The organism is Streptomyces himalayensis subsp. himalayensis, from assembly GCF_013778455.1.
Classification (GTDB): Bacteria; Actinomycetota; Actinomycetes; order Streptomycetales; family Streptomycetaceae; genus Streptomyces; species Streptomyces himalayensis.
This window is the reverse complement of record NZ_JACEHE010000056.1, coordinates 21,887-33,626: the sequence shown is the minus strand read 5'-3', so window position 1 is coordinate 33,626 and position 11,740 is coordinate 21,887. Positions and strand designations below refer to the sequence as shown.

9 protein-coding genes and 1 pseudogene are annotated in these 11,740 nt (G+C 67.7%); 2 read left to right on the top strand and 8 right to left on the bottom strand.

The genetic code is table 11. The annotated features are described in order from the left end of the window. Positions 1–257 precede the first annotated feature (257 nt). Complete coding sequence (locus tag H1D24_RS40350) at positions 258–623, top strand: site-specific integrase (RefSeq protein WP_220137771.1); 366 nt, start codon at positions 258–260, stop codon at positions 621–623. Positions 624–899: 276 nt separating this feature from the next. Here H1D24_RS40350 and H1D24_RS40345 read toward each other — a convergent pair whose 3' ends face one another. The 7 genes from H1D24_RS40345 to H1D24_RS40315 form a co-directional block, all read right to left on the bottom strand. Further along, positions 900–2,072, bottom strand: coding sequence for an ROK family transcriptional regulator (locus tag H1D24_RS40345; protein ID WP_309484626.1), 1,173 nt, complete (start codon positions 2,070–2,072; stop codon positions 900–902). Between the two features lie 143 nt (positions 2,073–2,215). After that, on the bottom strand, positions 2,216–2,353 hold the full coding sequence (locus H1D24_RS40340; protein ID WP_258564718.1) for a hypothetical protein: 138 nt from the start codon (positions 2,351–2,353) through the stop codon (positions 2,216–2,218). A gap of 147 nt (positions 2,354–2,500) precedes the next feature. Continuing rightward, a complete protein-coding gene (locus H1D24_RS40335) occupies positions 2,501–3,328 on the bottom strand; it encodes a phosphotransferase (protein WP_508481633.1) in 828 nt (275 codons plus the stop codon). 199 nt (positions 3,329–3,527) lie between these two features. Next, on the bottom strand, positions 3,528–5,093 hold the full coding sequence (locus tag H1D24_RS40330; RefSeq protein ID WP_309484625.1) for an aspartate aminotransferase family protein: 1,566 nt from the start codon (positions 5,091–5,093) through the stop codon (positions 3,528–3,530). 152 nt (positions 5,094–5,245) lie between these two features. After that, on the bottom strand, positions 5,246–6,997 hold the full coding sequence (locus tag H1D24_RS40325) for a VanW family protein (protein WP_181662745.1): 1,752 nt from the start codon (positions 6,995–6,997) through the stop codon (positions 5,246–5,248). A gap of 71 nt (positions 6,998–7,068) precedes the next feature. Next, positions 7,069–7,524, bottom strand: a complete 456-nt coding sequence (locus H1D24_RS40320; protein ID WP_181662744.1) for a hypothetical protein — start codon at positions 7,522–7,524, stop codon at positions 7,069–7,071. Positions 7,525–8,123: 599 nt separating this feature from the next. Next, positions 8,124–9,755 carry a GMC family oxidoreductase N-terminal domain-containing protein gene (locus H1D24_RS40315; protein ID WP_181662743.1) on the bottom strand — a complete coding sequence of 544 codons (1,632 nt, stop codon included), beginning with the start codon at positions 9,753–9,755 and terminating at the stop codon, positions 8,124–8,126. Positions 9,756–10,792: 1,037 nt separating this feature from the next. Here H1D24_RS40315 and H1D24_RS40310 point away from each other — a divergent pair. After that, a pseudogene (locus H1D24_RS40310) lies at positions 10,793–11,377 on the top strand (endo-1,4-beta-xylanase); the annotation flags it as partial. Positions 11,378–11,466: 89 nt separating this feature from the next. On the opposite strand, the gene H1D24_RS44340 reads toward H1D24_RS40310, so the two are convergent. Beyond that, positions 11,467–11,712 (bottom strand): transposase domain-containing protein, encoded by a 246-nt coding sequence (locus H1D24_RS44340; RefSeq protein ID WP_181662742.1) that lies wholly within the window; start codon positions 11,710–11,712, stop codon positions 11,467–11,469. Between the last annotated feature and the right edge of the window lie 28 nt (positions 11,713–11,740).

Here is an 11,740-nt window from a genome sequence, read left to right as displayed (position 1 = left end):
GTCGTGGTCCGTTTCTGGACCATCCAGGGCATGTGCGTCATCGTTGGTCTCGGCCTGTTCTATGCAGGATGGGCGGTGGGCTGAGACGGGACTTTCTCGTCAGGGTGCAGTCCGTGCGCGGCCTCACCGCCCAGCTCACTGGTGGCTGTCTCACAAGAGTTGCCGCTGCCACCTGGCCGTATCCCGTTCGTTGGTTCTCGCGGTAGCAGCCTGGTTTCAAGGTGCCTTGACCGTTCAGGTGCGAGGAAGGTGTGCCGGTGGCCGAGGCGAGATTCCAGGTCATCGCAGGCGGGGCCGTTCCGACGGAGCCCCTGACGACGGACCCGTGGCAGTTCCAGGCCGCGTGCGTCGACGCGTTCGTCGCCTCGTGGCGGGCCCGCGGGTTCAGTCCGGTGACCATCGACAACGACGTCGGTCTGCTGGAGCGGACGCTCACGGCGCTGGGACGTCCCGCGTGGGAGGTGTCGCCCGAGGACATCGACCGGGTCGTCGGCGATCTTGCGGTGAAGGGACGCAAGACGTCGACCCGGCGCGAGTATGTGCATATCTTCAACGGGTTCCACCAGTTCCGGTCACGTCCGCGGGAGTGGTGTATCGACTGCCACTCGGTGATCTCGTTTTGAGGCTGTGCGGTGAGTTCGGTGGGCAGGTCGGCGTCGTCGTTTTCTGACTCGATCGGGTGGAGTCGGGCCTTGGCGAGGAGTTCGCGGCCCATTTGGGGCGGGCGTGGCGGAGCGGTGACGGCGGCGCAGAGCGCGGAACGCCCACGGCCCCGGAGAGGTGGTCTCCGGGGTCGTCTGGACCAGCAGGCCGATTGTGGCCTCTTCTCGGACCGATGCCGGCCCGAGTCGATTCAGTGGCCCAAAAGGCGCTCTCGTTCCTCATGCTCGCAGTCCGGATCAGAATGCCGGCGCAGCTTGCTCCTGCCGCGGTCCCTGACTGCGTGCCTTGAGCATCGCGTCCCGTAGGCGGTTGTGGGTCATGGCCAGGCACGCGTGCACCGCGCCGCGTGCTACCGAGAGTCCCAGAATCTGGGAGACGGTCGTGATCCGGGGGATGGCCGGCAAGTTCTGTGCGAGTCGCTTGCGTACCTCGGGGAGTACCTCGTCCACCAAGGGGTGCAACCGGCCGACGAAGTAGACGGACTCGGGATCGAGTGTCACGGCGACGATGCTCACGGCGGTCGTGACCGCAGTCGTGAACGCCTTGAGTATCTCGGCACGGGCTCGATGGTCCTGAGGTGCCAGCCACAGGTTCTCGACGCGTTCGAGGTCCAGTCCGTGTTCACGAGCGAACTTCACAAGCCCTGTGGTGCTCAGCAGCCCGTTGAGGGTGCGGTCATCGATGCCCGAGGACAGGGAACCGATGTCGCCGAACGAAGGAGTACGTCCCCGAGCCAGTTCCCGGTCCCTGCAGGTGGCGAAATTCAGGGTGCTGCTGACGCTGAGCAGGGCAGCGTCATGGATACTCGCGTCGTCCGTGAGCACCTGGAGCAAGGACGCGTTCGCGTCACTGTCGAAGGACACTGGAGCACCGACGAGCTTTTCGACGGTTCGGTGCAGGTCTCTGCCGGAGAAGACTTTCATCGGATCGGCAGGCCGAAAGACCTCGGCGCCGTCGCGGACATGGGCGGGCAGTGCCGCGACGACCTGGCGCAGTGGCCCCCGTGCGGATGCGCTGGTCTGCGCGATCAGGTCGACCAGCCACCGGCCGGCAGCGGGGACGTCGTGGTGCTCGACCGTCGCAACGATCACGTGTCCGATCTCACGGCCGCGTAGGTCGGTCACCAGCACGCCGGTGGTCACGGCGCCGAAGCCGACCCCCACGACATGTCCGGCCGTCTCGGGCACATCGAGGTACGTCGACGGACGGCCACGCCCGACGACGGCGTCGACTCCCCTGTCCACGACGAACCCGTCAGAGCGCAGTTCCTCGACGGCCCGCGACACCGTCGCCTTGCTCAACCCCGTGAGCTCGATGAGCTTGTTCCGGGTCAACGGCGCATGGGAGAGAACCACGTCAAGGACACTTGCCTTGTTGTAGTCGCGTGGTGTGGGGTTGATGCTGCTCACCTCATGACCTTAGCGAGACCGCAGCCCGAACCAGTGGCCTCTGCCGGACTTGCCGAGTTGCCCGTGGGCGTCGGCGAAGATGTTGATCCTTGGCTCGCCTGCGCTTTTGTTCAACTCCGCCTGCTCCTCTCAGGGGGAGAACGTCATGGTCGTCTCCTGCTGGAGGCGGGGTCGCAGGGCGTCCGGGACACCTCCGGGAACGGGCCGAAGGTGGGCACGGCCTCGACGAGGGCGTCGCCGTCGGACGTGCGGTACTCCAGACCGTGCAGGCGCATGGCCATCCGCAGGCTGGAGTGCAGGACCTCGTGGTACAGGCGGTGGCCTGGAAAGTTGGGGTTCAGACAATGCGGTCGCCGGGGTGACGATCTCGTCGAGTGAGGCAGGTCGGCCGTGTGGGACGCCGACGAGTGTCGCCTCAGTGGCGCCGCTCAAGGCGTGTCTTGGCGGGTGCTCAGCAAGCGGGCCACGACCTCCTCCATGGCGACGGCCATGGCCCGCTCCACGTTGACCCAGTCGTCTCTGGCGTGCTCGAGCAGGTAGTCGCGACGCTCCGGCACTCGTTCCGCGCGCCACTGGGTGACCAGCGCGCGAAGTGTGAGGCGTGCCAGCGCGGCAACAGGCAGGAGCGGGAGTTCGGTGTCCTTGATCGGCCGGGCCCGCTCGTATCCCGCGACGAAGCTGCATGCCTCACGCCAGGGATCCCACGGTGTCCGGCCGAGAAGGTTCGCGAGAGACACAGCAGGATCGAAGATCAAAGCACTGCGCATGCTGTCACCGAAGTCGATTACTCCTGTGACGAAGCTGTCTGTCCGCGGATCCACCAGGACGTTGTAGGGGCTGTAGTCACCATGGATCACTTGGGTCTCGAGATCACCCAGCCTCGGAACAATGGCCTCGTGGAAAAGGCGGAACACTTCTTGTGCCAGCCGACGGTGCGCGGCGCTGGGCGTGTACTCGATGAGCTCCCGCAGCTGGTCGAAGTGTCGAAGGTCCCACACAAGGCGCCGCTCGTCCGCTGGATGCCTGAATGACCGCAGAGCCAGATCCACTCGCCCGAGCATCTGCCCGGCCTTGGCAAGCTGGTGGGGATCGGGGTTCGTCCGCGCCAGGACGGCACCTTCGACGAAGTCGAAGACGCGCAGGACTCGGACCCCGCCGTCTTTCGTCTCGATCGGTACGTTGTCGCCACCTTCGGTGGTCTCCTTGACCCGCTGGATGGGGAGATGAGGAGCTTCGGTTTCGAGGTGGCGCATCACAGCCGTTTGCAGAGCTACGACAGCTACCGCTTCGTCGGGCGGGGAAACCTTGACGGTAGTGCCGGGCGAGGAGGGCGTCCACCACGTTCGTCTCGATGGGCTCGTGGGACGATGCCAGGCCGCTCTCCTCGAACAACTGCTGGGCGATACGTGCGGGGGGCGAGGTGTTCACCGTTCGGTCCCTTCGGCCTTCGGCCTGCTACAGGCGTATCTCGGCGATCTCCGCGAAGGCCTCGAGGAATCGCGTCACGTCGGCCGAGTCGAAGGCCAGCGGCGGTCGGATCTTGAGCACATTGACTGCTTCCCCGGTGCCGCTGATGAGGACTCGAAGCTCGCGCATGTCGTTGATGACGTGGTCAGCGCGGACACGATCGGGCTCCAGCGACTCCCGGTCCTTCACGAGTTCGACGCCCACGTACAGACCACTGCCGCGGACCTCCGCGACGTAGGGAGACTCGCGAGTGATCTCCTCAAGGCCGGCTCGCAGCGCCCTGCCGTTGTCGAGAACTCGCTGCTGCACGTTCTCCGCTTCGAAGACGTCCAGAACCGCGGCACCGGCGGCAACCGCGATCGAACTGCCGGCAAAGGTGTTGAAGTAACGGACATTCTGTCCGAACTCGTCGCACACCTCGGGCCTGAACACCACGCCGGAGATCGGCATGCCGTTGCCCATGGGCTTGCCCATCGAGACGATGTCCGGAAGCACCCCATGGCGGCTGAACCCCCACATCGACTCTCCGAGCCGGGCGAATCCCGACTGGACCTCGTCGGCGATGTACACGCCGCCCGCGGCGTGCACCTCCTCGACCATGTCACGCAGGTAACCGACAGGATCGGTGAAGAGGCCATCGCTGGAGTGCGCGCAGTCGGTGATCAGCGCCGCAAGCCTGTAGCCGTGGCGCTCGAGGTCGTTGATCGCGCCTCGCACCTGGCTGCGCATGTAGTCGGGAAGCGATGAACCCGGCGGGACGAGTCGCGGATCAGGAGCATCGATGAGCCGCACATTCGGCCCGAGCGGTGAGCCCGCGCCGAGCGTCGGCGAGAAGCTCGCAACCTCGCGAGTGAGACCGTGGTAAGCCCAGCGAGTCACTACGATTCCCTCGCCGCCCGTGTGGAAGCGAGCCACGCGCATGGCCAGGTCGTTCGCCTCCGACCCGCTGCACGCGAAGCTGACCCTCGAGAGCGCTTCGGGCATAGTCGCGAGAAGGCGCTCGGCGTAGTCGACGAGTGATTCCTGCACATAGCGCGTGTTGGTGTTGACCGCAGCCATCTGGCGGGACACGGCCTCGACAACGTGCGGGTGTGCGTGACCGACGCACGGCACATTGTTGTAGGCGTCGAGGTAGTCGTTGCCATCCCGGTCGAACAGGTGAGCGCCTCGGCCGGAGACGAACTCGACCGGCTCCCGGTAGTTCAGCGCGTAACCAGGGCCCAGCACGTTGTTTCGCCGCTTGACGGTGGACTGCAATCGCTCAGGCAGTTCACCGAGCGCTGCGGGGTCGAACCTGTTGGGGTAGTTGACCAGCGCTCGACTCGGCGTGGAAGTCATCAGCAGGTCCCCTCCTTCGTGGCTTGCATCTCGTCGCGGCTGCTTCAGCTGCAGTATATCATTTCGTTTCAGTTCCAGCCTGAAACTTATTTCTTCGTGCGCGGGTGGTGGCACCCTGTGACGGCGGGGAGTGCCGGATGCGCGTGACCAGGAGAACACCCCACCGTGACGGCACACAGCCACGCCGCGCCCGAAAAGCCTGAAACCCTCAGGCACACAGAGAGTTTCCGAGACGCTCTACCGAGCCACATGCCGGCTCTGGCCTATCTGACCGCCGTCCGTGACCAAGGAGCCGAAAAGGGGTAACGGATGCGGGGAACACGACCCCAGCCTGGGCCGGCCGTCAGGCAGGGTCGGCCGCAGTCAGATCACCGGAGGTCGTTCGCTTCGCAGGTGATCTCGTCTCGCGGGGTGTAGCGGGTGCGGAACGGTTCCCGCTTCACTTCCTTGCCGTCGTTGTAGAAGACCCGCTTCACTGTGACGTCGAAGCCCTCGAGCGGGGTCTGCGGGACACATTTCTTGTCGGTGCTCACCTTCTGGGCCGGCTGCTTCACGTTGGTTCGCGGCCCCTTGACCGACCTGATCTCGTCGTACCTCTTGGTGCCGAGGAAGGTGACGGTCACGGAGGTGTCGGTCGACTCGGCCTGGATGTACATGGCGTTGCCGGAGTCGTTGGTGAACCTCAGGTCCAGGCTGCCCCAGGCAACCGTGGCCTCACGACCCTCTGGGTAACGCTCGATGTAGAAGGAGTGGGCTCCGTACTCCACGGGCTTGACCCCGGCGAAGAACATCGCGTTGAAGACGGTCGTGGCCACGGAGGAGACACCACCGCCGGACGCCTTCGTAAACTGGTCGTTGAGGATGATGATGCCCTCGACGAAGCCGTTGGCCTCGGTGCGCTCGCCGACGGTCCGGTTGAGGCTCCAGGTCTCGTTCGGCATCACGACGGAGCCGTTGATGAGCTCCACGGCCCGGCCGACATTCCTTGTGCGGTACGCGGCCGGTTCGAAGTTGACGGTGAAGGAGGACATCTTCTCCTTCAGCCCCAGCTGCGCGGCGTTCTCGCGGGTCAGCTCCGGCTGGATCCGCTGCGTGGCCACCTCGCCGGTGCGTTCGGCGCCCGACTTGGTGAGCAGCGGCAGCACGGCTTCGCTCAGGGCCTTGTCGGTGACCTCTGCGCCGGATCTGCCGTCGTCGGCCACCACGACCTCGTCGCCGTCTAGCCGCAGCCTTGCGTTCTTGGCTGTGCCGGTGACATCGGCCAGGGACTCGGCAACCGCGGGGGCGGCGCGAAGGCCCTTGCTGTCCAGCTTCGGCGTCAGCCTGCCGGTGCCGTCCGGCCGCATCGTCAGGTACTCGCCCAGAACGGCCTGGTTGATCGTGAACCGCTTGCCGCCCGCGGTGAGCGCGACGGGCGCCGACATTGCCGGCCGCGCGAACTCGTGCGCCGCCCGCCGCACCTCTGGGGCCGTGACCTTCGGGCTGGTCTCGCGGGCGGGCAGGGCCGTGACCGAGTGCGCCGCCTTGCCACGCAGGAACGAGGTTCGCAGGACGCCGACCGCGGCATCCACATCCAGCGCGTACCCGATGCGCGGGGCGACCTCCCTGACCTGCCCGCGTTCGAAGGTGACAGCGCCGTCGCGGACCTTCTGGTCCAGTGCCTTCGCCAGCTCCCCGAGAGCAGCGTGGGTCTTGTCCTCGTCGACGCGTACGACCGGGTCGATGGCACCGCCTGAGCGGAAGAACCCGGCGATCACGCTGAACGGATCGACACCGGTGCGCGCAGCCCGGTCAACGGTCTGCTGAGCGTCGAAGGCGAGTCCGGCCCGCTGCGGGTCGACCATGCCCTTGCGGTCGCCGACCTTCACGGCCAGTTCCTGCGATGCGGCCGCCGCCAGGTCCTCCTCCAGCTTCCGGGCGGACTCCGCAGGGCTGAGGCCCCCGATGTCCACACCGCGTACCGTCGTACCCGCTTCGATCTCCCCGCCCGTGAGCAGCAGCCCGGCGAGATACAGCCCACCGAGGCCGACGGTCAGAGCACCGCCTGCCAGGGCGAAGGGCGGAAGGGAGGTTATTCGCGGTACGGAAGGTACTGGGACGGAGGGGATTCGGGGGCGCATGGGTCTCCTGGACGATCGATAGGACGGTGCACCCGACGACGCAGCGCTGCGTTCAGGGCAAGCACATCAAGCTAGCCACAACGGGGGCATATGTGTATGTCCCATGTCACGTCAGGCATTCCGGGCAGCCGCACAGCGCAGGTCGCCCCGCTGCTCTCCCCAGTCGAGGGCCAGGCCGGCTGCGCGGCGAGGCGACCCGCCGCGACGTCGGCCTGCCGGCCTGCCGGCGGCCCGTGCGGATCGGGCTGGGGTCCGTACTCCGCGCCGGCCCGGGGGACGGGCGCGCCGAGGCCGACGACGCTGCCGTCCATGACGGGCGTACCGGCCAAGGGCGCTCCGGGGGACAGCGGGTCGTCGCCCAGGTAGCAGACGGGCGCCTTGTCCGGCACCGACGCCGGGTCGTCGGCGCGCAGCCGGGCCAGGTGCTTGGCGGCGTCCCGCACGGGGGTGGCGGCGTCGGCGCTCACTACGACGTCCTGACGGCTCGAGGGATCGCCGTCGGCGACGGTGGTGATGAGGAGTTTCATGTCTCCCCTTCGCGGGTGGTTCGCGGGGCGAGCAAGGGGGCTGCGGTGCCGGACTACGGCGGAGCCTGGCGGGCGGCGGGTCACTCCCCGCCGGTGGACGACGCCTCGGCGCGGCGGGTGCACGAAGGCGGTTGGCTCACACCCTGCGCAACACTCAGGGTCACTTAAGTCAATCAGAGACGCTCTGCGTAACGTGGTTGCCGGCAGCTGGTGCCACCGCGCCGCCAGGGCCTGGAGCAGGCGGGCCCGCGTCGCCGTGTCGCCCTCGACGGTGATCATTCGTGGACCGGCGGCCAGGCGCTGCTGACGGCATCGGCGGCAGCATTGACTGACGGGCCCGACAGGATGCGCCGGCGGAAGGCCGGGTGATGCAGGCATGCCCGCGGACGATGAGGTCGGTTCATCCGGAAGTTGCTGGTCACTGGGGTGGCGTGATCGAGAGCAGGTGATCGTCTGCCGCGGGGGCGGTGTGCCGGAACTGCGGGCCGAGGGGCGGTCGGGTCTCCTTCTGCCCGCAGGGCAGGGGAAGGTCGCGGACGGGAGGAATCGGCTGGTCGACATGCTCTTGAGTTTCGAGCCTGCGTGCGGCCCGGGGTGATTCAGATCGTCGTGCCCAGGTCCTGCGCGATGATGTTGTCCAACGCCTGCTCCGCCACGGCCGCGATGGTCATCGAGGGGTTGCAGGCCGCGGTCGTGCCCGGGATCAGCGCCCCGTCCAGGACGTACAGGCCCGGCTGATCGTGCACCCGCCCGTAGGGGTCGGCGACCGGGCCGACGCAGGCGCCGCCGAGCGGGTGAACGGTGAAGTTCACCGCAAGGTTGATGTCCGCGAGGGTGCCCAGGCCCGCGGTGATCGCCTGCACGCGCCGCGCTGTCGTCAGGCCGGCCGCGCGGTCACCGGTCAGCGGGAAGTGCATGTTCACCGTGTCGGTCAGGCCGTTGTACGTCCACCTGCCCCGGTCGGGGCTTACCGCCATCCCCAGAAGGAGCGTGGAACGGCTGTTGACGCCGTACAAGGCCGGTAGGGAGAACTGGCAGGCCGTGGTGGCCGTGCGCGGTTCGTCCCAGGTCTTGGCGATGTAGGTGACGGGGCTGCCCTGCTGGGCGCCGAAGTCGTCCAGGAGGTCCGTCCACAGGTAGATGCGGTCGCCGTTGGTGCCGAAGCCGCGGCCGACTTCGTCGGGCAGGCCGGGAATGTCGCCGAGCGCGGCTGCGCGCACCAGCCGCCGCGTGGTGTTGATGCTGCCGGCGGCCATCACCAGGGCGTTCGTGGTCAGGATCTTCTGCTCGAGGATGCGGCCCGCCTCATCGATGCGGTCCACGTGGACGGTCCAGCGGCCGCCCGTACCGCGGGCGACGGAGGTGACCTGGTGCTGGGGCAGGATCTGGCACCGGCCGGTGGCCTCGGCCTGCGCGAGGTAGGTGAGATCCACGGTGTGCTTGCCGCCGTTGTTGATGCCGAACCAGGTGTCGCCACTGGTGTACGCGGGCTTCATCTCCCCGCGCGTCTCGGCCAGGGGGTAGTTCCAGTCGACGGGCAGCGGGACCTTCTCGACCGGGAACCCGTGCCGCTCGGCCCGGTCCCGGAAGATCCGGGCCGCCTGGTACGTCGGTGTGGCGAGCAGTTCGTCGGGGGCCGGGGAAACGCGCAGCATCCGTGCCACCCGCGGGTAGTACTCGCGGTCCAGCAGCCCGTAGTCCCACTCCCGGGGCATCCACGTCTGGAAGACCTCTCGCGAGGGCTGCAGCGTCATGCCCTGGTACACCAGCGAGCCGCCCCCGACACCGGCCGCGCACACCGCGAGCAGGTTGTCGCCCAGGACCGGCTCGACCAGCCCGACGTACCGGTCCAGGCCCAGCGGCCTGCCCACCAACTGCTGCACCGGCCGGGCCGCCTCAGGCGTGGTGCCGTACCACAGCAGGCGCCGGTCGGGATGGGACACGGTGGCATAGGTGTCCACATTCGGGCCGGTGACCCAGCGGCGGCCGCGCTCCAGCACCGTGACCGGCACGCCGGCCTGCGCCAGCCGCAGGGCCGTCACTCCACCGCCGAAGCCCGAACCGATCACGACGGCACGGTGCTCCTCCCGGGTCAGCGGCACCCGGCCGGGGCGGACCCCGGTGCCAGGAGCGGCGGCTTGGGCCGCAGCGGCGGTGAGGATGCCGCTTCCGGCTGCGGCGCCGAGGGCGGCTGCGGAGAGAAAGCGGCGGCGGGTCGTGGGTGTCGTCACGGCTGTCCTACCTTGCAAGCGTGGGTCTGCTTCGGTCACTCGTGGTCTGGGCCGAGGCGGTCCCCGCTCCCGCGACGCTCATTCCCCCCGCCACCAGCACGAGCGCACTCAGCGTGCGCCACGCTCTCGTGGTCACCGTCTGTTCGTTCCCCTCCGATGAACGAGGCCGCCGAGGGCCTCGCAGACGAACAGTTGAGTCTTCAGCTCCTCGAACAGCCGCGCCCGGACTGTACGTGTACATGGCATACACAAAGAGAGGGCGATGGAGATGACTCTTTCTTTCCAGACACGAGTCCACACGAGTGGTGGGAATGTGACCGGTGAGTGTGCAAGCTCGGGCCGTACGGCGGTGCGATGCGAATGCGAAAGGGAGAGCGAGAGTCGCGCGGCGACGGGACGGTTGACGCTCCACCGAAACGGCCGAGATTCACCCGGCGCGAACGAGAGGTGGGTCAGCCGCCGCGCTCTATCGGTCTCAGTCGTCAACAGCCGGGTGGGCACACCCGTCGCACCCCGGCGGAAGGCGCCGCTGCGAACACCCCAGGCGCAGTGGAGCGCGCAGCAGACCGACGATGACAGTGCGCCGCCCGTTGAGTCCGCCGGTCGAGTCCCCTGTTGTGGTGTAGCCGATCGGGCGTGTCCGGGTGGCCCGGACCGGGCAGCGCTGCCCGGGTGAGGAGCGTCGGGGTGACGAGGTTGGTAGCGAGCAGGGCGTGGGCCGAGTCCCGTGAATAGGTCTCCAGGGACTCGGAGTTGGTGATGCCCGCGCCGGTGACGACGACTTGGCGCGTTGTGGTGGCGTTGATGGTCTGCATGCGCCGGATGTTCTCGTAGGCGTACCTCCGGGCCATGACGTGCGGACGTGAGTGTCAGAATGACGGCTCGCAGGCGGTGTCGATCGGGTGGGTGGCGTACATGACCATGCATGCGGCGCGTCCGTCCGGAGCGGGGATGAGCAGTCAGGCCTGATCGGCCCACCGCGATCGTCACCGCGAACGACATGCAGGCACTCGGTGTCTACCAGGCGGCCCACCAAAGTCGCCGGCCACTACGAGGGCAAGATCGACTCCTGGGACGTGGTCAACGAGGCGTTCGAATGGGACGGCAGCCGACGCCAGTCCAACCTCCAGCGGCAGCTCGGCAACGGCTGGATCGAGGACGCCTTCCGCACCGCGAAGGCAGCCGACCCCAAGGCCAAGCTCTGCTACAACGACTACGGCACCGACGGCATCAACGCCAAGAGCGATGCCATCTACCGGATGGTCCAGGACTTCCGCGCCCGGGGCGTCCCGATCGACTGCGCCGGCTTCCAGAGCCACCTGGCCTCCAACTCCAACCTCAGCACCTACCGGCAGAACCTCCAGCGCTTCGCCGACCTCGGCGTGCACGTACAGATCACCGAACTCGACGTCGCCGGCTCCGGCACGGCACAGGCCAACGTCTACCGGCAGGTCACCCAGGCGTGCCTGGCCGTCGCCCGGTGCAACGGCATCACCGTATGGGGCGTCACCGACAAGTACTCCTGGCTCGCCCAGGACACCCCCCTGCTCTTCAACGGGAGCTACCAGAAGAAGGAGGCATACGGCGCGGTCCTCGCCGCACTGAACAGCGCAGCAAGCTGAAACCGGCCGGGGCCCGGCGGCCGTTTTGCCGGGCCCCGCATCCGTACACAACGTGTGGCCGTTCGTGGTCCGCACACGATCGAGGGCACTCACGGGGCGTCGTCGGTCGGCGAAGGCATGGCGCACGGACGCAGGAGCATGAGCAGCCTTCCAGGGTCGCCACCATGGCTCGTTCCGGCAGGTGCCGCAGTTTCTCGGTCAGGGGCCGCAGGACCGTCCGGTATCCCGGCAGCCCGGCGCTGTCCTGAGCTGCTGAACAGGCACGGAGCTAGGACGAAGTAGACCATCGCGCGGGCCGGCAGGAGCCTGCGGCGGCGCTCGGCTCTTCCGGTCAACTCCAGTCCTCGTCGACTACTTCGGGGG